The 25,095-nt window shown below is 53.0% G+C and carries 23 protein-coding genes; 14 read left to right on the plus strand and 9 right to left on the minus strand.

Annotation, left to right across the window (positions count from 1 at the left end; all coding sequences use genetic code 11):
* Positions 1–27 precede the first annotated feature (27 nt).
* Positions 28–831 carry a substrate-binding periplasmic protein gene (locus AC07OI_RS18210; RefSeq protein WP_495258176.1) on the minus strand — a complete coding sequence of 268 codons (804 nt, stop codon included), beginning with the start codon at positions 829–831 and terminating at the stop codon, positions 28–30.
* Positions 828–2,456: a methyl-accepting chemotaxis protein gene (locus AC07OI_RS18215; protein WP_495258177.1), complete on the minus strand. Its 1,629-nt coding sequence runs from the start codon at positions 2,454–2,456 to the stop codon at positions 828–830. Before AC07OI_RS18215 ends, AC07OI_RS18210 begins: the two co-directional genes overlap by 4 nt.
* A 298-nt stretch (positions 2,457–2,754) precedes the next feature.
* Here AC07OI_RS18215 and AC07OI_RS18220 point away from each other — a divergent pair, with 298 nt between their 5' ends.
* The 3 genes from AC07OI_RS18220 to AC07OI_RS18230 all read left to right on the plus strand — a co-directional run bounded on the left by AC07OI_RS18220 (position 2,755) and on the right by AC07OI_RS18230 (position 4,325).
* Positions 2,755–3,264 (plus strand): O-acetyl-ADP-ribose deacetylase, encoded by a 510-nt coding sequence (locus tag AC07OI_RS18220; RefSeq protein ID WP_495258178.1) that lies wholly within the window; start codon positions 2,755–2,757, stop codon positions 3,262–3,264.
* Between the two features lie 63 nt (positions 3,265–3,327).
* Entirely contained in the window at positions 3,328–3,711 is a 384-nt protein-coding gene (locus AC07OI_RS18225; protein WP_492707838.1) for a lysozyme inhibitor LprI family protein, read from the plus strand.
* 5 nt (positions 3,712–3,716) lie between these two features.
* Positions 3,717–4,325: a hypothetical protein gene (locus AC07OI_RS18230; protein ID WP_495258179.1), complete on the plus strand. Its 609-nt coding sequence runs from the start codon at positions 3,717–3,719 to the stop codon at positions 4,323–4,325.
* 22 nt (positions 4,326–4,347) lie between these two features.
* On the opposite strand, the gene AC07OI_RS18235 is transcribed toward AC07OI_RS18230, so the two are convergent.
* Positions 4,348–6,324 (minus strand): methyl-accepting chemotaxis protein, encoded by a 1,977-nt coding sequence (locus AC07OI_RS18235; RefSeq protein WP_495258180.1) that lies wholly within the window; start codon positions 6,322–6,324, stop codon positions 4,348–4,350.
* A 681-nt stretch (positions 6,325–7,005) separates the two neighbouring features.
* Here AC07OI_RS18235 and AC07OI_RS18240 point away from each other — a divergent pair.
* Positions 7,006–7,596, plus strand: a complete 591-nt coding sequence (locus tag AC07OI_RS18240; protein ID WP_495258182.1) for an RDD family protein — start codon at positions 7,006–7,008, stop codon at positions 7,594–7,596.
* Between the two features lie 119 nt (positions 7,597–7,715).
* On the opposite strand, the gene AC07OI_RS18245 is transcribed toward AC07OI_RS18240, so the two are convergent.
* On the minus strand, positions 7,716–8,021 hold the full coding sequence (locus tag AC07OI_RS18245) for a hypothetical protein (RefSeq protein ID WP_495258183.1): 306 nt from the start codon (positions 8,019–8,021) through the stop codon (positions 7,716–7,718).
* Between the two features lie 68 nt (positions 8,022–8,089).
* Positions 8,090–9,835, minus strand: coding sequence for a DUF4214 domain-containing protein (locus AC07OI_RS18250; protein ID WP_495258184.1), 1,746 nt, complete (start codon positions 9,833–9,835; stop codon positions 8,090–8,092).
* A gap of 324 nt (positions 9,836–10,159) precedes the next feature.
* Between AC07OI_RS18250 and AC07OI_RS18255 the strand changes: the two genes are divergently transcribed.
* The 5 genes from AC07OI_RS18255 to AC07OI_RS18275 all read left to right on the plus strand — a co-directional run bounded on the left by AC07OI_RS18255 (position 10,160) and on the right by AC07OI_RS18275 (position 13,737).
* Complete coding sequence (locus tag AC07OI_RS18255; protein WP_492707824.1) at positions 10,160–10,753, plus strand: phosphorylase family protein; 594 nt, start codon at positions 10,160–10,162, stop codon at positions 10,751–10,753.
* A gap of 5 nt (positions 10,754–10,758) precedes the next feature.
* Entirely contained in the window at positions 10,759–11,400 is a 642-nt protein-coding gene (locus tag AC07OI_RS18260) for a Vat family streptogramin A O-acetyltransferase (RefSeq protein WP_495258185.1), read from the plus strand.
* A 99-nt stretch (positions 11,401–11,499) separates the two neighbouring features.
* Positions 11,500–11,829, plus strand: coding sequence for a DHCW motif cupin fold protein (locus AC07OI_RS18265; RefSeq protein ID WP_492707820.1), 330 nt, complete (start codon positions 11,500–11,502; stop codon positions 11,827–11,829).
* Between the two features lie 96 nt (positions 11,830–11,925).
* Positions 11,926–13,230 (plus strand): Xaa-Pro dipeptidase, encoded by a 1,305-nt coding sequence (locus tag AC07OI_RS18270; protein ID WP_495258186.1) that lies wholly within the window; start codon positions 11,926–11,928, stop codon positions 13,228–13,230.
* Between the two features lie 129 nt (positions 13,231–13,359).
* Positions 13,360–13,737, plus strand: coding sequence for a hypothetical protein (locus AC07OI_RS18275; protein WP_495258187.1), 378 nt, complete (start codon positions 13,360–13,362; stop codon positions 13,735–13,737).
* A gap of 359 nt (positions 13,738–14,096) precedes the next feature.
* On the opposite strand, the gene AC07OI_RS18280 is transcribed toward AC07OI_RS18275, so the two are convergent.
* The 3 genes from AC07OI_RS18280 to AC07OI_RS18290 all read right to left on the minus strand — a co-directional run bounded on the left by AC07OI_RS18280 (position 14,097) and on the right by AC07OI_RS18290 (position 17,354).
* The gene (locus AC07OI_RS18280) at positions 14,097–14,837 is read right to left on the minus strand and encodes an alpha/beta hydrolase (protein WP_495258189.1); all 741 of its coding nucleotides are present in this window, start codon (positions 14,835–14,837) and stop codon (positions 14,097–14,099) included.
* A gap of 65 nt (positions 14,838–14,902) precedes the next feature.
* Complete coding sequence (gene lnt / locus AC07OI_RS18285; RefSeq protein ID WP_495258190.1) at positions 14,903–16,468, minus strand: apolipoprotein N-acyltransferase; 1,566 nt, start codon at positions 16,466–16,468, stop codon at positions 14,903–14,905.
* Between the two features lie 7 nt (positions 16,469–16,475).
* Positions 16,476–17,354 (minus strand): CorC family transporter, encoded by an 879-nt coding sequence (locus AC07OI_RS18290; RefSeq protein ID WP_492707810.1) that lies wholly within the window; start codon positions 17,352–17,354, stop codon positions 16,476–16,478.
* A 475-nt stretch (positions 17,355–17,829) separates the two neighbouring features.
* Between AC07OI_RS18290 and AC07OI_RS18295 the strand changes: the two genes are divergently transcribed.
* The 5 genes from AC07OI_RS18295 (at position 17,830) to AC07OI_RS18315 (ending at position 24,128) form a co-directional block, all read left to right on the plus strand.
* On the plus strand, positions 17,830–19,479 hold the full coding sequence (locus AC07OI_RS18295; protein ID WP_495258191.1) for a hypothetical protein: 1,650 nt from the start codon (positions 17,830–17,832) through the stop codon (positions 19,477–19,479).
* A complete protein-coding gene (locus tag AC07OI_RS18300) occupies positions 19,476–20,825 on the plus strand; it encodes a radical SAM protein (protein WP_495258192.1) in 1,350 nt (449 codons plus the stop codon). The genes AC07OI_RS18295 and AC07OI_RS18300 overlap by 4 nt, the downstream gene beginning before the upstream one ends.
* 22 nt (positions 20,826–20,847) lie before the next feature.
* A complete protein-coding gene (locus AC07OI_RS18305) occupies positions 20,848–22,584 on the plus strand; it encodes a ferritin-like domain-containing protein (protein ID WP_495258193.1) in 1,737 nt (578 codons plus the stop codon).
* Entirely contained in the window at positions 22,581–23,678 is a 1,098-nt protein-coding gene (locus AC07OI_RS18310; RefSeq protein ID WP_495258194.1) for an FAD-dependent oxidoreductase, read from the plus strand. Before AC07OI_RS18305 ends, AC07OI_RS18310 begins: the two co-directional genes overlap by 4 nt.
* A gap of 93 nt (positions 23,679–23,771) precedes the next feature.
* Positions 23,772–24,128 (plus strand): DUF1304 domain-containing protein, encoded by a 357-nt coding sequence (locus AC07OI_RS18315; protein WP_495258195.1) that lies wholly within the window; start codon positions 23,772–23,774, stop codon positions 24,126–24,128.
* A gap of 1 nt (position 24,129) precedes the next feature.
* On the opposite strand, the gene AC07OI_RS18320 is transcribed toward AC07OI_RS18315, so the two are convergent.
* Positions 24,130–25,026 carry an ion channel gene (locus tag AC07OI_RS18320; RefSeq protein WP_495258196.1) on the minus strand — a complete coding sequence of 299 codons (897 nt, stop codon included), beginning with the start codon at positions 25,024–25,026 and terminating at the stop codon, positions 24,130–24,132.
* Between the last annotated feature and the right edge of the window lie 69 nt (positions 25,027–25,095).

A 25,095-nucleotide genomic window follows, 5' to 3' on the forward strand; every position in this document is an offset into this window, starting at 1 on the left:
CTTACCAGCTCAAGGGGCTGGTAAACACTACTCCTGATAGCGCTCGAATATTCTTTTTAATTCTCCATTTTTCTCTAGCAAAGCCAGCGTCGCACCTATTTTTTTGACCAGATCAGGATGCATGGTTTTTGCCATGCCCATGTAGAATTTTTCTGTCAGTTGCGGTTTGCTTAAGAGCCTGATCTTGTCTTCCAGGCCAGCCTGCTGTATCGCCAGGCCTATGCCGGGTGAGCGGTGACAGTAGAAACGTCCGCGCCCTGCCAGCAGTTTCTTCAAATTGGAGATGGAAGATGTAGCGGTATCATCAAGCTTCAGGCCACCCATTTGCGTCAGGATATCGACAATGCCAAAGCCGCGCAGGGCCAGTATGATGCCTTCATTGCCCAGCTTGCGTATGTCGTCCCAATCTTCTATGGCAATGTGGTCATCAGCCCGCACGGCCAGCAGGTAGTTGACAGAAAACAGCGGCGTTGCAGCAAACTGATATTGTGAGGTATTGCGGGCTATGCGTTGCACACCGCAGATGACATCAATATTGCCCGCCTTGAGACCGGCATCAATACGGGCACGCGGTTGCCATATCTGATCACCAACAAATTGCAGCTCAGGGTCCGCTTTTTCCATGGCACGCATGATGTCCACACACATGCCGCCCACTGCGGCCTTGCCTTGCGGATTGACGATAGCGATGTACTTGGGTTCAGAAGCTTCCTGGGCAGCAGTATGTATCTCCGTACCAGCACAGGCGGGCAGCATGAGTGTCATCGACAAGGACATTAATACGCCTTGTAGCAGCACCCGGAAATTGCATAATTTCAGAGGCCCGTTCATGGCCTATATGCTAGCCTCTTGTCGGTTTTTCTCATCTTGCCTGGTGTCGATGCGTAACTGCCAGGGTTAGCCTGAGTGAACTGCTGCTGCACTTTAAAAATACTGACCACATTCGACAAATTGCTGGCCTGGTCCTGCAGGCTTTTTGCCGCTGCGGCGGCCTCTTCTACCAAAGCTGCATTTTGCTGGGTGACACCATCCATTTGTATGATGGCATTGTTGATCTGGTCTATGCCTGCAGACTGTTCTTTGCTGGCATCATTGATTTCATTCATGATGGTCGTCACTTTTGCCACACTATCGACTATCTCAGACATGGTCACACCTGCCTGGTCCACCAGGCGTGCACCCTCGTCCACTTTTTCGACCGAATCAGAAATCAGGGCCTTGATTTCCTTCGCTGCACTGGCTGATCTTTGCGCCAGGTTGCGCACTTCTGAAGCCACGACGGCAAAGCCCCTGCCCTGCTCACCTGCCCGCGCAGCTTCCACCGCCGCATTCAAGGCCAGGATATTGGTTTGAAACGCAATGCCATCAATGACGGCGATGATATCGACGATTTTCTTTGATGAATCGCTGATAGCCCCCATGGTAACCACCACCTGCGACACCACCGTCCCACCTTTGACGGCAGAATCAGATGCTGCATGCGCCAATTGATTGGCATCGCGGGCATTTTGTGAATTCTGCTTCATGGTACTGGTCAGCTCCTCCATGGAAGAAGCGGTTTCTTCCAACGAGCCTGCCTGGCTTTCGGTGCGGGCAGATAAATCCATGTTGCCATTGGCAATATCAGTGGATGCACCAACGATGGTGTCTGTGCTGTTACGCACTTCACTGACAATTTTCTCCAAACCATTATTCATGTCCTTCAATGCCTGCATCAACTGGCCGGTTTCGTCAGTTGATTTGACATCGATATTCGTCGTCAGATCACCATCAGCTACACTGCGTGCCAGTGACAAGGCATTGCGCATGGGCCGGGTAATGCCTATGGTCAAAACCCAGGCACAGGCGCTACCCAGGATAATAAACAAGATGATCAACGCACTGATCAGCATGAAACTGTTCCTGGCGATGGTGTCGACTTCCTGACTGAGATCATCCACATCCTTTTTTTGGAATTCAAGAAAATCAAGTTCACTCTTTTGATACGCATCTGACACAGGCATGAATTTTTCAAACAGCTTTGCGGCTTCATCCGCCTGACCATCTTTTTTCAGCTTGGTGATCTGATCACGCAAGGCAATATACTGCTTGCGCACAGCGATGATGTTGTCGAGCAGTTTTTTCTCTTCAGGGAAGGCGATATGCTCTTCCATGTATTTTTGAATTTCATTGTTCCGTGCAGTAGATACCTTGGCGTCGTTAGTAAAATATTCTGCCAGCGATTCATCACTGCTCTTTACTATTGCCAATGTGCGTTTCAGTCCGGCCACGGTAATCCGGTACCATTCTTCGGTCATGCGCTCTTTTTTGAGCGGCTCCTGCATCATGGAACGGGTGCTGTCAGCGACTTCTTGCAAGCGCCATAAACCTATCCCGGATGAAATCGTCGCCAGCAACATGACCAGGCCAAAGCCCATGGCGAGACGTATCCCTATATTCAGATTTTGAATTTTCATTGCCTGTCTCCTGGATATTTTTATAGTAAGGCACTGCAGAGCCGGAGTTTGCACCGATACGTTACATGGCATTTACCCCGTCCTTGCTTATTTCCCAAAGATGTCATATCAGGAAAAGCAGGATTTCATTGTTTTACTTCTTTCAAGCATATTAGGCAATTGCTTTTTTGCAAGTCAACGATTGCAAAATACCATTAAAATGACATAGCTTAGCCCCTCACATAGAGGAAACAGCTTGATACCAGCTCTGCACATTCATGCTATTTTTATACTTATTTTCGATTCACCTATCACATCCATGCCACAGATACTCACCATTCGTGCCGACATCACCAAGCTGCAAGTCGATGCCATCGTCAATGCCGCCAATTCATCCTTGCTGGGAGGTGGTGGCGTAGATGGCGCCATACACAGAGCTGCAGGACCAGACCTGGTCCATGAATGCCGCTTGTTGGGTGGCTGCAAGACTGGTCAGGCAAAAATCACCAAAGGCTATCGCTTGCCTGCCGCTCACATCATTCACACCGTAGGCCCGGTCTGGCGAGACGGCCACCAGGACGAGCCAGCCTTGCTGGCATCCTGCTATCGTCACAGTCTGGACCTGGCTGCGGCCAGACAATTGCGCAGCATTGCCTTCCCCAGCATCAGCACGGGGATTTATGGCTATCCCATAGAACTGGCAGCGCGGGTCGCAATCAACACGGTCAGGGCATTTGGTTCAGAGTCGGGTTCTTCTATTGAAGAAGTGACTTTTTGCTGTTTTTCGGATGAGGACCTGGCAGTGTATGAGGCGGTGTTACATTCATAAAGTCCAGACTAAATCCAGACTATAATCCGACCTTGAACCTCCCCCTTGACGAAAGGTTTCATCATGCGCTTACTCCTCAGCTTCATCACCCTGGCCTGCGCCAGCAGCTTCGCCCATGCCATTGATTGCAACAAAGCATCCAACACCATGGAAATCAATGAATGCGCTTCGATAGAGCAACAAAAAGTGGAAGCGAAACTGAACCAGGTGTATCAGCGTGTACTCAAAGGCATGGAAAAAGACTATGCGTCTGACGGCAATTTCGCTGACATGAAAAAATCTTTCGTCAATGCCCAGCGCGCCTGGATCAAGTTCCGTGAGGCGGATTGCGATGCCGTCTATCAAAAGAATATAGGTGGCACCATACGCAATGTCATGCACATCAGTTGCATGCAGGCACGTGCAAAAAGGCGCATAGAAGAATTGGAAGAATTCGAAAAGAATTAAACGTCATGCGTGTCAGCGAAGTCCTGCAACTCAGCTATGAGCAATATCGTCACCCGATAGAAATATCCGGCCATCTTGTTATTTCAAGTCATTTTGTATGCTTGTATGAAGATGAAGCAGCGACCCAGCCTGACAATTGGCAGCGAGGAATTCTGGTCAGCCGTGCAGCACTTCACCCACTGGAAGAGCAACTTTTTCCGTGCTTAGCAGGTACATCCGTTTCCCTCAAGGGAGACATAACATTGAAAGCCACGATCACACATACTGGCATTGCCATAGCACCAGCGTACCTGCCCTATATCTACGAATTCAATTTTTCCATGCCAGGATGTGTTGAACTGCCGTCTTTCTCATACAAGCACGGTGACCCTTTTGTCGATGTCTTTGTCAATAGTCCGGACCATATCACTGCCAGAACACTCTCCGTACTAAAACCATTATTTCCACCTTCCTTAACTGTCATGCAGCTCAAGCAGATATTGTCTGGAAAAAATGAACACCTGGTAGGCGAGCACGTGCGCGGTGACCAACTCAAACAAATTATCGACATGCTCGAAGATGCAGGATGTCGATGGAATACTAAAGCATGCGAAATTTTCTGGGGTAATCCGTAAGACACCGCATGCTGCTCAATTTTTAAAACTCGCTCCAATCCTCGTCATCCTTCTTGACCGCATTCCCCTTGCCTGCAACAGGGCTGGCTTTAACTATCCTGGCCGCAGGTGCGATTCTGGTCGTTGCCGGTTTTGCCCGGACAGCGATCTTATTGGGCACACTGGCACTGGCAACGGTTGCCACGGCCTGCTTGCCATCGTCAAGCTTGAACATGCTGATAATTTGCGAAAGATGTTCAGCCTGTTCCTGCAGGCTCTCGGCTGCGGCAGCGGCTTCTTCCACCAATGCGGCATTTTGCTGCGTCATTTCATCCATCTCGGTGACGGCGCGGTTGACTTCTTCTATACCTGAGCTTTGTTCCTGGCTGGCGGCAGTAATCTCGCTCATGATGTCTGCCACCTGTTTGACCGAGGTGACAATCTCGCCCATGGTGTGGCCAGCTTCATCAACCAGGCGTGCACCCGAATCGACCTTGACAACAGAATCATCAATGAGGGTTTTGATTTCTTTGGCAGCCGTAGCTGAGCGTTGCGCCAGGTTACGCACCTCGGATGCCACTACGGCAAAACCGCGCCCTTGTTCACCAGCGCGGGCCGCTTCTACTGCAGCATTCAATGCCAGGATATTGGTCTGGAAGGCGATGCCATCGATGACGCTGATGATGTCCACAATCTTGCGCGAGCTGTCCTTGATCGACACCATGGTGGTCACCACTTGCGAGACCACATCACCACCCTTGCCTGCCACATTGGCAGCAGAGGCCGCCAGTTGATTGGCTTGACGCGCATTGTCGGCATTTTGCCTGACGGTAGAAGTCAGCTCTTCCATCGATGATGCGGTTTCTTCGAGGGAGCTGGCCTGGCTTTCAGTGCGGGCAGACAAGTCTGCATTGCCCGCCGCAATCTCGCCAGATGCCAGCCTGACCGAGCCACTGGTGGCGCGTATGTCGATCAGCACTGCAGCGATCTTGTCGACAAAGCGGTTAAAGGCCCCGCTGATTTGTGCCAGTTCATCCGTACCGTCGGCAGCCAGGCGGCGGGTCAGGTCACCCTCACCGGTAGCGATATCGGCCATGGCGTCACGCACCAGTTCCAATTTTTTCAAAGCTTGTGCTACCAGTGCTGTCAGTATCAGGGCAGCCAGTGCAACCACGATGATGGCTGTGACTGCGGACGCGGTCAGCATAGCCGTCAATGCCTGGGTCGCCTCTGCCCTGTCAAGCACGGTAGCCAGCAACCAGTCAGTACCGGCAATTTTTGTGACGAACAACATGCCCTCGCGCCCGTTGAGATGGATGGTACTACTGGTCTTAGAGGCTTCTGTCGCGTTCAATACCTGTGTCGTCAGACTGGCATCAAGCTCGCTCAGCGGTTTCAGTGTCAGTTTCTCATTGGGATGAGCAATGATCTTGCCACTGCCATCCAGCAAGAACGCAAAACTGGCAGGGGTAGGTTTGATCGATGCGACATTGCTGGTCACCACGTCCAGCATGACATCTGCAGCGACCACGGCCTTGACGCTACCCTTGCCGCCTATAGGGTCGGCAAAGGTGACTACCAGTTTGCCTGTGCTGGCACCGATATAGGGGGCGGTGATAATCGGCCCGCCAACTTCGCTGGCCTTGATATACCAGGGCCGTGCAGTCGGATCATAATCGGCAGCCCGTTTGCGGTCTTGCGAAAAGACTGCACGTTTGTCGGCAAACCCGATATAGGCCATGTCAAACACACCGGCCTGTTCACCTGCCTTGAGTGCCCCCAGCGGTTCTGGTAATTCTGCTGCCAGCTTTAGCGAGGCAACGGCAGCCTGCTTGGATTTGACCCATTCGGTAATGGCTGTCGCATGGCTTTCAGACAGTTGCAATAATTGGCTGTTGAGTGCATCCATGGTACGCGAGCGCGTAGTAAAGAAATTTGCCACCACCATGGCCAGCATGGCGATGACTACGATGGATACACAAATGCTGATGAGTTTTCTGCGCAGCGACGAAAAAAACATACCGGTTCTCCAATACAAAAGTCGGACGGAATATTCTGTGGCAACAGCTCTTGCAGGATAGCACTGATTTTGTCACTTGATAATTTAGCAAACCAGATGAAGTACTGAAGGCGTCCCTGATTTATATTTTCAGGAATCGTGTTGAGATATTGCAAGGTAAGGCTAAAACAATGTCCCCAGAGATAATAATTTCTATTTCAGTTGCAATTTGACGACGTTGCTGCAGACCAATATCACTGACCGCGATGACACTGATGCAAACCCTCGTCATGCAGTTTTGCACTATGTGACGAGACATTTTTTAATGACGACAATTGCTGCCGCAATGCAACAAGTGGCATTACATGTTGCATTATGGGTATCACACAAACAGTTGCAAGCCAGTCTGCAGTTTTGATTTTCTGCCATTGTGCTGGTATCTTCAATTCCTCACTGGCTACTTTGGCCATGTTTTGTCATGTATTACCGGATATAAAAACGATCAGAAGCTGAAACGCGGCACGAACAAGCCAGCAGTTTTCAACCCAAAGTCCGGTAATACCACAGACGCATATTGCTGATGCAGGAGCAAGTCTGCCCCTCTATCTCTGTAATATGTTGCAACAATTTCGCCAAAAATTGCCTGATGAATACGCTATGCTGAATCAAGCAATCCTCTACCTTTGACTTTGAATTGCAAAAATGAATGCATTAAATGCTTTACAAAGACCATTGCAAGACAGTTATGCGTCAAAAGAGACGGGGGATTTGCTCGCCCTGGGCATCAAGCCAGATCTGGCTGAGCATGAATATGCCGCCGTTGAATCGATACTCTCTGTACGCGGCGTTGATATCAACGCCTTCAGGGCGCAACGCCAGCAACACCTGAAGATTGCTGACCAGCAAAATGCTGATGATGAAAAACTCGCTGGTCTGTCAAAACGTTTCATCGCCCAGGTCATCGATACAGTCGGTGTTGCATTACTGCTGGCAATGCTGGGTTTATTGATCACCGTCACCATGCCCAATCTGTTCAAGCAAACCAACCGGGTAGTTTTGATTTTGTGGCTGTTGTATCAGTTGTTCAAGGACGGCTTTGACGGCCAAAGCCTGGGCAAGCGCGTCATGCATATCCGCGTGGTTCATCATGAGACCGAACATCCCTGTAATCTGACGCAATCCTTTTTGCGTAATGTGCTTGTGCTGACGGTAGTGGACTGGGTGTTTGCACTGGGGCGCAAGCAGTTGCGTTTGGGGGATATCGTGGCGGGGACTAAGGTGGTGAAGGAGTAGGGTTTTGCGATGTTGCACATCAGGTATTCCCAAATGTCACTGAGCTTAACCTCCCTGTTCAAACTCCCGATCTGCACATACTCTTATTAACGTCATTCCTGCGTGCTTTTGGCAGGAATCTAGCGGCGTTTTTGCAAGCCGTGTAGCTTGAAATTAAATTGCCCTTCGTAGACACAAGCCGGGTCTCGGCCCGGCAGCCGAAATACTTTCTTTGCGTCGCCAAAGAACGTATTCAAAGAAAGGCGACCCAGGCGTCGCCGCCCCTGCGGGGTTCCCATTTGTGCAGTACAAAAAATGGGAAAGTCCGAAAACTCGCTACGCTCAAACATCGGCCTTCCTCTTTCCATTTTCTGCACAGCACAAATGGCGGCTACACATGGGAACGGCAAAAAGTCAAAAACAACGTCACCACGGTCTTTAGCCACATTTCTTCATCTTAGATATTCCAATCTTTAAATCACATATCGAAGAAAAAAAATCACCAACACACTCATCACAAAAAATTCGTCGCATCAAACCCAACCAGACTCAGGTTATTGACGTTCTTCAACACGCCCACCAGCACGATTTCATCCGGCGTAATGTTGTTGACATCGAGTTGATTAATCACATACCAGACGCTGGCATCACCTATGATGTCGGCGGTGATGATGACCATCTTGCTGGCGACGGTGGGGCCGGTGAAGGCTTTGCCTGTGCCGAACAGGGCGGCAATTTTTGTGGTATCCAGGGCGTTGCCCTGTACCGCCAGGACATCACCATTTGCCCAGGCTTTGGGCGTGGTCGCCGCAGCGTTGACGGCGGCGATTTTGGTGGTGCCGGTCTTGTTCAGGAAGGCGGAGAAGTTCAATACATCACCACCCTTGCCTATGGTGAAATTGGTGATGGTATCAACGCCATTGGCAACCGGGGTAATGCCGAATGTATAGGTGTCCACAGCAGTACCGCCCTGCATGGTGTCGTGCCCGCCACCACCGGTGAAAAAGTTCGCGTAATTCGACCCTACCAGCAAATTATTGGCTTCATCGCCCTTGATGGTAGTGGTCACGGTCACCTTGGTGCCAGATGTACCGGTGCTTGTTCCCGTCGTAGTGGCTGCGGCAACCGAACTCAGGTCAACATAATCCACCTGTTTGATATCGCCACTCAGCAAAGCCAGGGGTTTGCCGTCCAGCGTCAGCACATCCAGATTCAAGTCAACGACCAGGGGCGTGGTCAATGCACCTTTGCCGCTCAGTAAATGATTGGTTTCATTGAGCGGAATATCGATGTAATTGATCTGCAGATCAGTCTTGACGGCATTGATGATATTGGCAACCTTGCCACCGGTAAAGGAAGTGTTGTCCAGCGTGACGGTCAGGTTGGCGATGTTATTGATACTGGCATTGGCCGTGGCCTTGCCACTCAGGGTCAGGGTAGCCGTTGTATCCGTAGTTTTGACCAGGGTACCGGTCAGGCCGGTAGGCACATTGGTCAATTTGCCCAGCGCAGCGCCGACATTGCCCTTGAAGGTATCGCCGGTCAGTGTCAACACAATGCTGCTGGTCATGCTGCCATCATTGAGTTGCTGTTCGACGAAGGCCGGTGCTGAATAACTGATACTGCCTATGGTCGGCGTCACTTCAGACGCCTGCGCCACTTTCAAGACCAGTTGCTCGACATTGGTGGGGGCGGCAGCCGCTTCAGCCGCAGTAGGCATGCGGCCTATCAAGGTCGTGTACACCACACTGGCGTAGACCTTGGTCGAGGCCGCAATCTTGAACTCTTGTGACTGCGCAAACTGGTTGACGATCTCGCCACGGGCCATGCCGTTGGTCATTTGTCCTACCCAGTAATCACGGCCTGCCGCATCGGCACTACGGCCAAGTACATTTTGATAAATCAGGTCAAGGAACTGGCTATTCGACAAGTTTGCGCCATATTTGCTGACAAACTCTTCGGACTGGGCAAACACCTGCGCGATCTGGCTATTGCTGCCCCCATTCCTGTGTACACCCATCCAGAAGGTGAAACCGTCCGTATCTGGTATGCGGTTGAAGGCAGCCAGGTACAGGCGCACGATCTGTTCGGCAACCGGGCTATATTCCGGCGCGATCAAAAAGCTGTATTCAACCCCGGCCCGCGTGAGCAAGCCAGAATCAAGGCGGGAGGCATATAAATCCACCGTCTGCTGATCGGGCTGCCTGTCCCAGAGTATCTGGAACAAGCCTGTAACAAATTCTTTATTGGTTTTGGCCATCGTTGCACCTGCATTTATTGCAGCAAATGTTCATATCGGAAACAGCAAGCATGTCCTGGTGGACTGTGACAGTTCACTACTTAACGGCAACTTTTCTCAAAGTTTCAGTGTCCCATCCTGTAGATAGAATAAACTCAGGGTCATTGCCAGATCGAAACCAGGCGCAAAATGCCCTATTTATGCAGTATATGCCAAAAAATTTCGGAGCAATTCATACAACAGCAGCTAAAAAGCCAGTCAATTCAATTTGGTTACGCCCCGATCATTGATAAAATACAAATCATCCGCTCATAGCCCTGGCCTAGCAGCAGAAAGCACTACATCATGAAAATAGCCATTCTCTTCCCGACCCAGACTGAAGCCAGCCTGTTCCAGCGCGAAGGTATTATTACCATCGTCTCTGGTGTCGGGCTTACCGCGACCGCCCATGCAACCCTCAGGGCGATCTATGAATATGAACCAGATATGCTCATCATGGCGGGCATAGCCGGTGCTTATCCGCATTCCAGTTTCAAGGTAGGCGACGTGGCGCTGGTTGAAAGTGAAGTCGAAGGCGACCTGGGCTTTTTTACGCCCGACGGCTTCACTCACCTCGCGCACCTGCCCATAGACATGGAATTTGAACGCCGCCATACACTCACCTGCCCGTTCATTCCGGCAGGCACAGAGTTCCCGAGGGCCCGCAGCATGTCACTGAATGCCGCTATGGCGCACTACGTGAATACTGAATTCGTCGACCTCGAAAACATGGAAGGTGCGGCCTTCTTCTACGCCTGCCTGCAGGAAGACCAGCCTTTCCTGGAATTGCGCGCCATTTCGAATTTCGTCAATGTCGATAATGACGAATGGGATATGCAGGGTTCGATCAAGGCTTTGACGAAAGCCCTGCACCAGCTACTTGATGACATCCAACACTAAATTTTATGCACGGACCAGACCCAAAAAACGCGCACCCGATGCAGGGTTTCCCCCAGGTTTGCTATATCAGGAATACAGTCAGCAACCCGAATATCCTTATCGGTGACTACACCTATTATGACGACCCGGAAGGCGCTGAAGATTTCGAGCGCAATGTGCTGTATCACTTCCCCTTCATCGGCGACAAACTCATCATAGGCAAGTTCTGCGCACTGGCGCGTGGTGTCAGGTTCATCATGAACGGGGCAAACCACAATATGGCGGGCATCTCGACCTACCCTTTCCAGATTTTTGGCAATGGCTGGGAGAAAATTCCGATGGACCTTGAAGCCCTGCCCTACAAGGGTGACACCGTCATCGGCAACGATGTCTGGATAGGCTATGAGGCACTGATCATGCCGGGTGTGAAGATAGGCAATGGTGCCATCATCTCATCACGCTCTGTGGTCGTCGGCGATGTGCCAGCCTATACCATCGTTGGTGGCAATCCGGCCAAACCCATACGGCGGCGCTTTACGGACGATGTCGTCGATACCCTGGAACAAATCGCATGGTGGAATTGGCCGGCAGAAAAAATCAGCCGTCATATCAGTATCATTACCGCGGGGGATATCGGGGCATTGAAAGCAATTGCTTTGGCTGAATAATTCCGCTCAAGGTATCGCACCAAAGAAACGACCAAAGCAACCTGGCCTCCATGCATCAAAAAGACTAATCTCTCCATTTTATTTTTTTAAAGTCTCTACATGAAAATTTCTGATATTCCCTTTGGCACGACCGACTGGTCCAATGTTGAGAAAACCGAACACCCCGGCATTACCGGCAAAGCATACTGGCGCACCTGCAAGTTTGGTGATATCCGCGTGCGCATGGTCGAATATACGCCCGGTTATCTGGCCGACCACTGGTGCAGCAAGGGCCATATCCTGCTGTGCATGGAAGGCGAAATGCTGACCGAACTTGATGATGGCCGCGTGCTGACTTTGAAGGCGGGCATGAGCTACCAGGTTGCTGATGGTGCCGAAGCGCACCGCTCATCAACAGCGACCGGGGCGAAGCTGTTTATTGTCGACTAGGGTCTCGAGCTGCCTTGCGCCTAATGCCTCAACTCTCGCATGTTATATTCGCCTGCAAGATAAATTCCATCTATAAAAACACCATAGGGAACAACAATGAATAAAAAACTGGCCCCCGTATTATTGAGCAGCATACTATGCAGCCTGATGTTGGCAACTGGCCCGACCCAGGCTGAAGATAAAGCCCCCGCCAAAGAAACCATCGCCATCAAGGCTGGCCGCCTGCTTGATGTCGAAAGTGGAAAAGTATTACGCGACCAGCTTATCGTCATTGAAGGCGAACACATTATTGCGATAACGGCCATAGCTGGCACGCCCATCCCGGCAACGGCCAAAGTCATTGACCTGTCCAGGTCCACCGTATTGCCTGGCCTGATTGATGCGCATACCCACCTGACCAGCAATCCGCACCAGCATGGCTACATCTCTCTTGGCACATCTACGGTGCGAGGTGCACTCTACGGTGTCAGGGCTGCGCGCGATACTTTGAATGCAGGTTTCACCACCGTGCGCGATGTAGGTTCTGAAGGTTTTGCTGACGTCGCCCTGCGTGACGCCATCAATGATGGTGACTTCCCCGGCCCGCGCATGCTCGCGTCCGGCTATGCCTTGGGCATCAAAGGTGGTCATTGCGACAACAATCTGCTCCCACCTGAATACAATGATGTAGGCAAAGGCGTGGCTGACGGCCCCTGGGCGGCTCGCAGCAAAGTGCGTGAAATGGCCAAATACGGTGCCGACCTCATCAAGATTTGTGCCACTGGTGGCGTATTGTCCAAAGGTGACGCCGCGGGCGCACAGCAATATACTCTCGAAGAAATGCAAGCCATCGTGCAGGAAGCACACAAGCTGGGCCGCAAGGTTGCCGCCCATGCCCACGGTGCCAGCGGCATCAGCGATGCCATACGTGCAGGTGTGGATTCTGTCGAACACAGCAGCCTGATAGATGCAGAAGGCATCAAATTGGCCAAACAACATGGCACATGGCTGGTCATGGACATCTATAATGACGACTATATTCTCAGCGAAGGTGAAAAAGCCGGTTTCTTGCCAGAATCGCTAGCCAAGGAAAAAGAGATAGGCCAGAAGCAGCGCGATAATTTCCGTGCTGCCTTGCAAGGTGGTGCCCGCATGGCCTTTGGCTCAGACGCTGGTGTCTATCCGCATGGTGACAATGGAAAGCAATTTTATTACATGGTCAAGTATGGCATGACACCCATGCAAGCCATACAGGCAGCCACCATCAATGCGGCAGATTTGCTGGGACTGAAAGAAAAAGTTGGCAGCATCAAGGTCGGCAAGTTTGCCGACATCATCGCGGTTGATGCAGACCCGCTGGCGGATGTGACGAGCCTGACGAAAGTGAATTTCGTTATGAAAAGCGGCAAGGTTTATAAATAGAATTAGTTATTACTAAGAAAAACCTCTCACCACAGAGTCAGAGAAAGACAGAAGAGAATCTCAAGAAAACCAAACATGGCCATGCGTGATCAGGTTTGGTTTTCATCAATACAAATGTAGAAAGCAGCAATGAATCAAAAACTCAGCATAGATGAATACGACGCACTGGAGCAATTAAGCAAGCTGCCGCGCAATACCAAACCGAATGCCTGCATCAGTCGCAACGCCAAGCGCCTGTGCGGCATCAAGTTCATGACTTACCGTAAAGACGGCACGCTGGAACTGACCGATGCAGGCAGGCAAACCCTGTTCATCAAGCAATGCATAGATGGCCTGCGCGCCATCGCCAATGACCCTGACACACCCCTCCCCGGTCCGGTTGCCACCTTCCTCGGCAAGAAGGCGCATGTGGAAGTCAATGCCGAGACGGGCAAGATGTCGATTACCCAGCGTGGTATTGAATGCCTGGCGGATATTGATGCGCAGATGGTGCAGGGGAATAAGTAAGCAGTATCCTGACGACGAAATGTCTTTGAAGATGGCTTGCTGGTCTGCCAATCACACATCCATTATCCACTCGGTGCATTACAACGCACCCTACGAAGTACGGTAATTTGTAGGGTGCGTTGTAACGCACCGGTTCTTTGTGTTTTTGACCCTGCCATTGCTTTTGTATTTTTGAGCAATGGAAGGACAAAGATTATCGAGTCTGGCTCGCGATCTACCTCAACATCCCAAAATCTCAGCCTGCGTCTTCACTCTCCGCCCCAACAAAAACACCATAAAACCCCCAAGTCCGTGGATACGATTACGCTGCGCGAATCGTACCTATCTGAGCTTCTATACCTGCCATCTTTCATGGAATTTCACGTCCCAGACAAACCACGCAAGGCCGACAACACTGCAGGCCAGGCATTACTTTGTGGATCAATCACTGCAAAATGCCCAGCCTCGGGCAGCAGTACCAATTGCGTTTTGGGGAAAGCCTTGCAGTAAGCTTCAGGCACGACCGGTGGTACAACCTCATCAAGGCCGCCCTGCAACACCGTCACTGGCACTGCAGGCGCGGATAATTGCATGGGATCGACATCTGCGCGTTCCAGCGGATTCTTACCCAGAAACTTCTGCACTGCGCCATCACCCAGGCGCAATTCGTGGGCCATGCGCAGGTCGGCGGCGGGTGCCAGGGCAAGTACACCGGTCAGCATTGGTGTGGCGCATTTGACTGCTGCCCACAGCACGAGATGGCCACCGGCAGAATGCCCGACCAATACTATCTTGCCGTTGTGGCGCGCCACCTGATGTGGCAGCATTTCTATCGCACTGGCGATGTCTTCCAGGCTGGCGTCAGGCTTGCCGGGAATGCGGCGATATTCTGGTGTGACGACAGTCCAGCCTTCAGCAGCCAGTGCGCTGGACATCGCCTCGGTATGCTGCCTGTCATATTCTGGTTTCCAAAAACCGCCGTGTATCAACATCACCAGTGGACGTCGTGCACCGTCACTGCCAAAACGTATATCGGCTACCTGGTCTGCATGACTGCCATAAATCAGGCTGTGGTCAGGTGGATTGCCCTTGCGGGTCAGGACGGAAAGGTCTTCAGTCATATTGTTTCCTGCAATGATTTATGTAGAACGGGAGAAGTACGATCAGCTCATTGTACCAACCCAGCCTACTTCCCTGTTCTGCGTCTCAGCAAAAAAGCCAGCAACACTCCCAGCGCAGACAAGCCTAGCGCACCAAGATTGCCGATGAAGATGTAAGGTGTCATGCCGGTATAGCCCTGCACGTTTGCAGCCAGCACAGCGCGGGTATTCTCTGGCAATAACTGTTCTACCACGCCCCCTGGCACGATGACTGCGGTGGCCCCGGTGTTCGTTGCACGCAGCATGGGGCGGCCAGTTTCCAGCACGCGCATTTGTGATATCTGCAAATGCTGGGGGATAGCAAAAGAGTTGCCATACCACGCCAGATTGGATGCATTCAACAAGATGCTGGCAACCGGCTGGCCCGCAGCATGTTGGGCTGACAATTGCGCAGCAATTTCTTCACCAAACAAATCTTCATAACAGATATTCGGCATCACCCACTGGCCCGCGACTTTCATGGCTGGCTGTATCGGGCCGGAAGTAGAAAACTCTCCCATGGGGATGGACATCATGTTCACAAACCAGCGAAAGCCCGGCGGGATGAATTCGCCGAAAGGTACCAGATGATGTTTGTCGTAGCGGTAAGGCTGGGCATACTGGCGCGACATGCCGAGCACGCTATTGGAATACTTGTCAGCACCATCGTGCACACCAACACCAAGGATGACGGTGCTGGCGCTGTCCTGGGCAAAGGTATTCAAGAGTGGCAGATAATCTGGCGGCAATTGCGAAGTCAGCATGGGTAGCGCAGTCTCTGGCGTGACGATGAGGTCAGCCGGGGTTTGCGTGATCATGTCGTGATACAGGGCCAGCGAATCATTCAGATGTTCCTGGCTGAACTTCATGTCTTGCGCAACATTGCCCTGCAACAGGCGTACCTGTATGGGTTGGCCCTGTGGCATGGTCCAGCTGATTTGCTGCAAGCCAAAGCCCGCGCCAAATACGACAACGACCAGAGCAGGCAGAGAAAGTTTTTGCCTGCGGCTAGCATCCGACACCAGCAACAAGGCCAGTGCCGCAGCCAGCAAGCCATTCAACCAGCACAGACCAAGCACACCGATGACAGGTGCAAAACCGGCCAGTGGGCTGTGGGTATGGGCATAACCGGAGATAGTCCAGGGGAAGCCGGTCAAAAAACAGATGCGCAGCCATTCCGCCACAGTAAACAAACCGGGCAAGACCAGCAGGCCAGCGACGGTGGAAGAAATTTTCCAGCGCTGTTGCAGCCAGCGCGTGCCCCAGGCAGCGGCAGCTACATAGACAGACAATGCGCCGGTCAAAAACATCAGGGCCAGCAAGGACAGTACGCCAGGCAAGCCGCCGAACACGGTCATGGCATACACCAGCCAGCTGGTGCTGGCCGTCAGCCAGCCCAGACCATAAGCCCAGGCCAGCCAGCCTGCCCTTTTGCGGCTGATGGCGCTATCGCCCTCACGCAAAACCTGGCTGAACAACAAGGCCAGACTGAGGATTTGTACAGGCCAAAAATGGAAAGGAGCAAACGACAGTACATTCAGCCCCCCTGCAACCAGTATCAGCAGGAAGGATGAACGTACAGAAAGGGAAGATAACAAAGACCGCAAAGACATTGCAGCCTTAATCATCAGACCGCACGGTAGGTCTTTGTTCTACCAGCAGCATTTGCACTTCACGCGCATCTGCACGCAAGACTTCGAAGTACAGGTTGCCTATAGAGAATTCATCGCCCATATGCGGCAACTCACCCATATAGTCAGCCACATAAGCACCTATGGTTTCAACATGCTCAGACCCCAGCGTCGTGCCCAGGGTGTTATTGAACTGTTCAAGATCAGTCAGCCCCTTGATGCGCCAGCGTTTGCCATTACCCTTGCTTTCCAGCGCCAGGATATTGTCTTCTTCTTCCTCGAAATCATATTCATCTTCGATATCGCCGACGATTTGTTCCAGCACGTCTTCAATGGTGATAAGGCCGGAGACGCCGCCGTACTCATCCACCACCATGGCAATATGATTGCGGTTGGCACGGAAGTCACGCAGCAAGATGTTCAGGCGCTTGGATTCAGGGATGTAGATGACGGGGCGCAGCATGTCACGCACATCAAATGCATCTGAGGCGTAATAGCGCAGCAAATCCTTGGCCAGCAAGATACCAACCACCTTGTCACGGTCACCATCAACAGCAGGGAAGCGGGAATGCGCTGTCTCCAGCACTTCTGGCATCCATTCTTGTATGGGATTGGAAATATCGATGACATCCATTTGCGCGCGCGGCACCATGATATCGCGTGCGCACAGGTCGGATACCTGGAACACGCCTTCTATCATTGCCAGTGCATCGGCATCGATGAGGTTGCGTTCTTGCGCGTCGTGCAACACTTCCAGCAGTTCGGCGCGGTTTTCAGGTTCAGGAGAAATCAGGGCGGTCAATCGTTCAAACAATGACCTATGGGGTTTAAGGTCAGATGGTCTGACCTTACTAGAGTGCTCTTGCATAATAGGCGTAACGCCGTTGTTTCAATCCTACAGAATACAACAAATGGCGGTGGTTTCCCAAATTTTGACATGAACTGATACAAAAACTATCTCAAAACATGCTCAAGAGAACATCAAAACCAGGGCAAAGTGGCATTTGTCATGCGTCTGTCACAAATCAATCCCTGTAAATCACAGCACACCCCGCAGCACATCACACCGTATATCCCTGCCCGCTTGCCAGTCCTGCTACCTGTCACGGTATAAGCAATATATCAGCAAGCGTGGTACAAAAACGTCAATTATTTTTTGTGAAATAAAAGATTAAAAAAACAATTGCCTTTAATTTTTCGACAACTTATGCTAATGAAAGCATATCTACATCCGCTATCTGGCGCCAGGAATACGCCCATCCTCCTGTCGACACTGGCACTGACATTGAAGTAGCAGTAGAAGTAACGGCAGCAGCGGCAACTTTACGAATGGAGATTCATCCATGTCAGCAATCATCCAGGCCCTCTTTATCAATCCGCCTATCGCAATTGCCCGTCTGGGTGGCAGCAGTACGCCGCAAGAGGCCTTCCAGTGGATACAAAATCCCAAACCACGCGCCAATGCAGAGACGGTCATTGCCCCTGACTGGTCACTGCGCATCTTGCCCGACAGTTCAGTCGAGCCCTATATGCCGACAGAAATCAGCTTGCGTGATGGAGAACTGATACGACCAGTTGCCCCCTTCTTTGAAATCTGGGCAAAAATGGGCGAGCCCGGTTCGGCAGAAAGCAGTTGGACAGATGCGCCCCTGACCCCGGCCTTGTTGACGCGCTTTAACATCCCGCTCGCCAATCTGACTCTGGAAGTGAACGCGCAAAACCACAAGGCAGCCCGGCGTGCCGCCAACCCGCTTTTGCGCTTCGGCACCACCCCACCTGTGGTGGTGGCTGCTGACAACCATGCAGTCATCCCTCTATTGGGCGTCAGCCCGCCCGCTGCCGTCCCCCCTATGATACCGGCAGGACGGAATATTCCTCTTGGCAGCATACAGTTCTTGCTCAGCAAACCGCAGCCCGCCAATGGCCAGCCCTGGCTGGCCGAAGTCAATGTCGAAGTACTGCGCTTCCGCTTCACCCCTGCGCGGGGCCGCATCTATGGCCCGCCAGATAGCAGCCAGGACCACCCGCCACCGACAGGCAATCCGGCACCACCGGTACTGGCACCTTTCAACTTCCTCAATCCTGATGCAGGCTGGCGCGGTGTCACCGGTACGCAGGCAGAAATCGTCAGCCCCTGGGACACCTATGATGGCGCGGATGTTGGCGATGACAGCATATCACTGGGTGTCGTGGACGATACCTGCGAAGCCAGGCTCAATGTCAGTTTGCGCTTCCCCGGTGCGGCAGCGCGAAGGCTCAGCACGATGGCCAATGTCTTCGTTGCCCCGCCCGATTTTGCCCCGGACCGCAGACCTTTCCTGTCCATGGCGGATGAGATCAATGACCGCAGTGGTGATACGGCACTACGCAACGCCGCCATGACCACTGCCGAACGCGAACGCTGGATAGAAGACCTGTTTGAGCGTGCCTATGAAACCCTGAGCCTGCTCAACGTCGATTACTATCGCAGCCTGCGAGCCATGAGTTTACCGGCCAATGCACGGCGTCCCCAGGCCATAGCCGGTGACGGCATGCGTCTGCCGCTCAGGGCATTTGGCGGACGTGATCTTTTGCGCAATCCGGATTTCACGATACCCAATGCCAATGCTGCCGACCCATTGCCGCTGACGGCGCATGCACGTTCGCGCCACCGCTATCTGTCTGATTTACAGGCCCTGCACGATTTTGTGCAATTGCATCCTGCCCGGCTTAAAGAACTGATACGCCAGAGTTTTCATCTGAGGTCGCCTGAAAGCGCCAATGCCACCAACATGCAGATGCCGCCACTGATGCGCAACTCAAATGCCCTGCCATTGACTCTCAGCACATGGCAATATGATCTGCTGATGAGCTGGGTTGACGACATCGTCCAGACACCCGTTGCTTCACCACTGGGCCGTTCTGCCATTGTCACCAATCGTGCCAATGAAAGGCGGGATGAAATCCTTGCCAGCATGGGTAGCAGCGCAAATCCTGCTGGTGGCCAGACATGAGTCTGCTGCCACTCCCCTCTGCTGCACATGCACCAGACAGCTACCGCTTCAAATCCAGCCTGGGTCAGCACTTGCTGGTAGTACCGCACAGCCAGATTTATGACCTGCCCGAACAGGAAACTGAGGCTGATACTGATGCTGATGCTGATACCAGCATCGATCATGCCCTCAGCCAGATGCTGGCTCGCACCCTGCATAACGAAGCCAGCCTTGATGCGCTAAGCCTGCCGACAGTACAGAGCCTGTCGCTGAATGTCAGCTCCAGTTGCAACCTGGGCTGTAGCTATTGCTATGCCAGCCAGGGTAATTTTGAGGGCAAACAAAGCAAGGGCATGGACTGGGAGCAAGCCCGCAGCAGCATAGACCGTCTGCTGGCAGAAGCCGATCCACAAGCGCCGCTGACGCTGGGGTTTATCGGCGGCGAACCCTTTGTCAATCGCGCCCTGATACACCAGTGTGTGCATTATAGTGCTGCCCTGGCACGCCAGCAGCATCTGGATTTGCGCTACTCCGTTACCACCAATGGCACCTTGTTGCGCCCCGAAGACCACGAGCTGCTGAGGCAGCATCGCTTTGCCGTCACTATCAGTATTGATGGCGGCAGCGTCGTCCAGAACCGCCAGCGCCCCATGCTCAATGGCAAGCGCGATTCCTTCGCAGCGATACTTGAACATTGCCAGCCTTTGCTGAACACACCCGGCATGTGCAAACTGGCGGCCCGTGCCACTGCCAATAGCCTCTCGCTTGACCTCGACCAGCAGTTTGATGCCATCGCCGCGCTGGGGTTTAAGGATATCGGTTTCTCGCCCTTGCGCAGCGGTTCGGCACTGGCGCTGCAGGAGCGCGACTGGTCAACATATGAACAAGCGATGGTCAGCCTGGCCAGCCGTGAACTGCAACGCGCCTTGCAAGGGCAGCAGATACGCCTGAGTAATTTCGCCACAGCCCTGAAGCAATTGCATGCCGGTGCCAGCAGCCCTTATCCCTGTGGCGCAGGTGGTGGTTATTTTTCTGTTGCCAGTGATGGCGACTGGTATGCCTGCCACCGTGCCATCGGCAATCATGATTACAAGCTGGGTGACCAGCACGCACTGGATGCCCCCAGACGTCTGCAGTTTTTGCAAGAGCGCCACGTACATGCCCAGACCGATTGCCAGAGCTGCTGGGCGCGCTACCTGTGCTCAGGCGGCTGTCACCAGGAAAAAGCCAGCCGCAGTGAGGCCTCTTGCGATTTCATCCGTCACTGGCTGACTTTCTGCCTGCAATCTTATTGTGAACTCAGCCAGGCCAGGCCGGATTATTTTGCCCGTTGCCTGCCATCCCCACGTGCCAGCGTCCCGGCATAAGCTGGAACATAAGGAACATAAAATGAGCCTTCCCGATATCATCAAACTGATCCCCCGCAACGCTGCCGCCCTGCGCCGCGCGCAAACTGCCAGCAGCGCCATTACACCGGTTGCCGGCAATCCTGTCTCAACCCGGCTTGAGTCAGGTGTAGGCAATTGTTATCCCGGCCTGGAAGCTGATTTGCGCAATCTGGAAAGACGTTTTTTTCCTTTCCTTGAAGTCGACATCGCCGATAATGAAGTCCGCATAGTCGCTGTCGATAGCACCGGTGTCACTGCCGCCAGTACCGCCACGCCAGGCGTGGCAAATCCCCCCATGAGTGCAGCAGTGGCAAAAAAATACCGCGACCTGGCCCAGGACATCAGCCAGAACCGGCGCTGCCTGATCACCAGGATCAACGCCAATTTTGGTCCCTTTGGTAATCAGGACCTGAGCATTGCCCAATTAAATCCGCCTGGCACTACCAATGTCAGCACTTCGCCGCCGGATGCCTGGACAGCGATACGCCTGCTGCCAGAAAATACTGTCATCGCCCTGACGATACAGCGCGGCACCAGCAGCATTACGCTGGAAGGCAGGCGCTCAGCTTACCTGAGCGGCAGTGGCAGCCTGGCTGCCATGTTTGAACCGGGCGAACTCACACAATCCCTGTGCAGCCCCTGGACCCATGACTTCCGTGATTGTGGCTGCTTTTACTGGGCCAGCAATCATCCCGACATTGCCCAGCCACCAACGCCAGATGCCAGTGAGCCCGGTGTGCCCTGGCTGGCAGCAGTACCGTGGGAAAGACTGGACAGAAACATAGGCAGTACGCCACCGTCACCCGCCAACAGCAATGATCCGGTAGAAATGGGCCATTACGCCATCAACCACCAATGGCAAACCCTGAACTTCGTGCTGGAAGGCCGTGAAACCATACGCCCCTACAGACCTGGCAAGTTCACCGCGCTCCCACTGGCATCCAGGGAAGAATTGCAACTATACCTGCGCTATGCAGCCGGTCTGGAACTGGCCGCCATTCAGGAATACCTGTCAGCTGCCTATTCGTTGTTGAGTCCGGCCACCCTGGCCGCTGGCAATCTGCGCAATAATGTCACGGTCAGCTTTGCAGAACTCATGCGCATTGCCTATGGAGAAATGCGGCACCTGCGGGTGGTCAATAATGTGCTGCTATCCCTTAACGGCCCCGCCTATACCCCGGCTTTGCAAGTGGCCAGCACGATACCGGATGCCGCAGGCAATCAGCGCCCTGTACGTGCCAGGATACTGGACCCGCAATCCCTGAGGGATTTCCTGGCACTGGAACAGGCCAACAGAGGTGCCGACGACTTATATGCACGCATCTACGCTACCCTGCGCCAGCCAGGCTTTGGTAGCGATGCAGACTGCCAGAGCATACGCTACATCATGGCCGAAGGTCAGGACCACTTTGAAACCTTTGAGAATATGCAGGTATGGCTGCAGGGCTTCCAGCCCGGCCAGTATCTGCACCAGAACTTGGTGCAGGCACCTGCCACCAATAGCGTTTACAAAGCACTGCAAACAGCTTACCGCAACCTGCTGCAAAAACTGTATGCCGGTTATCAGGCGGGCATGCCCCAGGGCGCGATTGATATCAATTCAGCCCGTGGCGACATGGTTGCTGCCAACGGTTTTGGCAGCGCTGCCAGGGCTGTGATCAACGCCGGTTTCCTTCTGTCTTTCGATACCATCAGCGATGCCCGCTTTGCCCCCATTGCCCCGCCGCCTGGCTTATGAAGCATTACCGTGTTGCCGTGCTTGGCAATGGCCCGGTTGGTTTACTGGCTGCCTTGCATGCAGCCAGGCAAGGGCGCGGACCGGTATTGCTGCTGGCGGCGGACCCGCCTGCCAATGCTGATGCGGAAGGAAGCGGCTATCGCATTGAGGCCGTCCCCGTCAGCCTGCTGGCATTACTGCTGGAATACGGCATCCACCCCAACCTGATCGGAGCCGGGCAGACACATGATCTCAGGCAGATACAATGGGACAGCAAGACCTGCCTGTCGTTGCCCACGCGCAAGACAGTTCACATCCACCGTCCTGCGCTGGAACAGGCCCTGTGGGAAAAAGTTTTGCAGGAACCGCGTATCCACCTGCAACTTGGCGAACAAAGCCTGCAACTGCATGATGCCGGTGCCTGTAGCACCAATGCTGCTGGTGCTGATAGTGACAATGGCGACGACTGGCATGCCGACCTGCTGATTGATGCCAGTGGCCGCGCCGCCAGAACTGCCAGCAGCGTAGACAAATCGCAGCAACCCTGGGTGGCTCGGCTGTTCACGTTAGCCAGCAACACACGGCAGCCAGGACGCTTCCACGCTCATTTTCAGCCCGATTTTCAGCCGCACTTTAAATTGGCAGCGCTGCCCCAGGGCTATGTCTACAGCCTGGCGACACCTCAGGTACAGAATGTCGTTTTTGTCGGACGCGGCAAGGCCGTCAAAGGCAGTACCGAAGAATTACAGCAACTCTTGCAAAGCACCGGGACTGGCTGGGTACTGCAGGGCTTGCCTGAGCTGGGGGAGTTTAATGGCAGCATGGCCCATCCGGTTTCCCTGCAATGGGCTACATCTGAGCGCAGCGTGCTGATCGGCGATGCGGCGCTGGCGCGTGACATCCTTTCTTCGCAAGGCTTGTCCTGCGGCCTGTCAGAAGCATTATGCGTAGCTGACCTGGGCACGCCACCAGCCAGGGCAAGTTTCAAGGAAAGGCAAAAACAACAACGGCAACTGCATGCCACGGCATTGCTGAACCAGATCAGGAACTGTCTGTATGGCATGGAGCGCGCATGGCAAGACTACGCGCAGTTTATTCTGACGGCACGCACATAAACCGCCAAGACTGTCAGTTTCAACACTGTTTAAATCGCCGGGGATCAACTAGTATCAGGGCATGGAAATCAATATCTATTACAAGGAGAAACCGTGTACCTTATCGCCAACATATTGACCGGCGTCGTCGCCGCCCTGCATATCTACTTCCTGATACTGGAAATGTTTTTATGGGATAAGCCCATGGGTTTGCGCACCTTCCGCAATACGCCAGAGAAGGCAGAAACCACCAAGGTGCTGGCAGCCAACCAGGGTTTATACAATGGCTTCCTGGCGGCAGGTCTGGTCTGGGGCTTGCTGATGGGCGGGCACGAAGGTTTTCATGTGAAGATTTTCTTCCTGACTTGCGTCATCGTGGCCGGTGCCTACGGTGCCTATTCAGTCAGCCGCCGTATCCTCTACATACAAGCGGCGCCAGCTTTGCTGGCTTTAGTATTGCTGCATTTCTAAATCAATTTTCCGGCACATCGACGATCTCTTCTGAATCGTGGAAGCGTGAATAATGGATGTGCTGGACATTATCTGCATCAAGGCTGTTTTCAAATACATCCACATAGCGATGGTTCCAGTGTATTTGACTACAAGGGTAATAGTGACGCGCCCTTTGCGGCTGGTTGGTGGTGTCATCCACCCCTTCTATACTCAGTATCAGCGAAGCCCTGCACGCATGCAGGGCTTCTGCATCCATGCCAAACAGTGGGCTGCTTTCATCTATGACATGGATGACGGTCCAGCCCAGGATGAAGATGGGGTGCTGTTCACGTTCCAGCTTCATGTCAGTGATCTTGCGAAAACTGCCCATATTGGCCGTGCTTTCATCCCGCATCAGGCGTAGTTTGGCGGTTGCCTCGCTGATGATATTCATGCGCGCATTGGCCAGGCGTATCAGCAAGACCCGCTTGCCATCCATCATGTGACTGACCGGATGATTGGCAAAAATAATACTGGAACGTGGGCGCGAAAAGCGCGCAAACATGACGCCGGTAATCAGCGCCACACTGGCCATGCCGATGAAAATCTCCAGAGTGGCTATACTGTGCCCGTACACGGTTTGCGGATGCATGTCACCATAACCCACCGTCGCCAGCGTCTCCACGCTAAAGAAGAACGCCCCGAGAAAACCATTCGGATGCAAATTGCCTATGGGGTTATCACCCAGCATGAACAGCGAGGCAAAGCACATGTTCAAGACCAGGAACACCACACCAACGCCAGCAAAAAACACCGGCCAGCTGGACGTCATCGCGTAGTAGTAAATGTCTTGCCAGAACTGCGTGCGCAAACCATAGGCAACGACAGAACGGCCACCCATGCTGATGCGTCGGCCATGTGGTTTATCTTGGGTCATTGGGGGGCTTTCTGTTCAAAATTCCCACCCCCTTCAAGGGGATGGCGCCGGGGTTTCGCAAAGCATGCT

Source organism: Undibacterium sp. GW821-FHT07F11 (assembly GCF_059418665.1).

What these genes read in the sequence shown, in the direction of transcription:
- AC07OI_RS18310 (WP_495258194.1), top strand. Translation starts at nt 22,581, where the DNA reads ATGAAGCATTACCGTGTTGCCGTGCTTGGCAATGGCCCGGTTGGTTTA.
- AC07OI_RS18225 (WP_492707838.1), top strand. Translation starts at nt 3,328, where the DNA reads ATGCGCTTACTCCTCAGCTTCATCACCCTGGCCTGCGCCAGCAGCTTC.
- AC07OI_RS18255 (WP_492707824.1), top strand. Translation starts at nt 10,160, where the DNA reads ATGAAAATAGCCATTCTCTTCCCGACCCAGACTGAAGCCAGCCTGTTC.
- AC07OI_RS18270 (WP_495258186.1), top strand. Translation starts at nt 11,926, where the DNA reads ATGAATAAAAAACTGGCCCCCGTATTATTGAGCAGCATACTATGCAGC.
- AC07OI_RS18215 (WP_495258177.1), bottom strand. Translation starts at nt 2,456, where the DNA reads ATGAAAATTCAAAATCTGAATATAGGGATACGTCTCGCCATGGGCTTT.
- AC07OI_RS18305 (WP_495258193.1), top strand. Translation starts at nt 20,848, where the DNA reads ATGAGCCTTCCCGATATCATCAAACTGATCCCCCGCAACGCTGCCGCC.
- AC07OI_RS18210 (WP_495258176.1), bottom strand. Translation starts at nt 831, where the DNA reads ATGAACGGGCCTCTGAAATTATGCAATTTCCGGGTGCTGCTACAAGGC.
- AC07OI_RS18250 (WP_495258184.1), bottom strand. Translation starts at nt 9,835, where the DNA reads ATGGCCAAAACCAATAAAGAATTTGTTACAGGCTTGTTCCAGATACTC.
- AC07OI_RS18280 (WP_495258189.1), bottom strand. Translation starts at nt 14,837, where the DNA reads ATGACTGAAGACCTTTCCGTCCTGACCCGCAAGGGCAATCCACCTGAC.
- AC07OI_RS18240 (WP_495258182.1), top strand. Translation starts at nt 7,006, where the DNA reads ATGAATGCATTAAATGCTTTACAAAGACCATTGCAAGACAGTTATGCG.
- AC07OI_RS18275 (WP_495258187.1), top strand. Translation starts at nt 13,360, where the DNA reads ATGAATCAAAAACTCAGCATAGATGAATACGACGCACTGGAGCAATTA.
- AC07OI_RS18290 (WP_492707810.1), bottom strand. Translation starts at nt 17,354, where the DNA reads ATGCAAGAGCACTCTAGTAAGGTCAGACCATCTGACCTTAAACCCCAT.
- AC07OI_RS18300 (WP_495258192.1), top strand. Translation starts at nt 19,476, where the DNA reads ATGAGTCTGCTGCCACTCCCCTCTGCTGCACATGCACCAGACAGCTAC.
- AC07OI_RS18295 (WP_495258191.1), top strand. Translation starts at nt 17,830, where the DNA reads ATGTCAGCAATCATCCAGGCCCTCTTTATCAATCCGCCTATCGCAATT.
- AC07OI_RS18220 (WP_495258178.1), top strand. Translation starts at nt 2,755, where the DNA reads ATGCCACAGATACTCACCATTCGTGCCGACATCACCAAGCTGCAAGTC.
- AC07OI_RS18235 (WP_495258180.1), bottom strand. Translation starts at nt 6,324, where the DNA reads ATGTTTTTTTCGTCGCTGCGCAGAAAACTCATCAGCATTTGTGTATCC.
- AC07OI_RS18260 (WP_495258185.1), top strand. Translation starts at nt 10,759, where the DNA reads ATGCACGGACCAGACCCAAAAAACGCGCACCCGATGCAGGGTTTCCCC.
- AC07OI_RS18230 (WP_495258179.1), top strand. Translation starts at nt 3,717, where the DNA reads ATGCGTGTCAGCGAAGTCCTGCAACTCAGCTATGAGCAATATCGTCAC.
- AC07OI_RS18320 (WP_495258196.1), bottom strand. Translation starts at nt 25,026, where the DNA reads ATGACCCAAGATAAACCACATGGCCGACGCATCAGCATGGGTGGCCGT.
- AC07OI_RS18265 (WP_492707820.1), top strand. Translation starts at nt 11,500, where the DNA reads ATGAAAATTTCTGATATTCCCTTTGGCACGACCGACTGGTCCAATGTT.
- lnt (WP_495258190.1), bottom strand. Translation starts at nt 16,468, where the DNA reads ATGTCTTTGCGGTCTTTGTTATCTTCCCTTTCTGTACGTTCATCCTTC.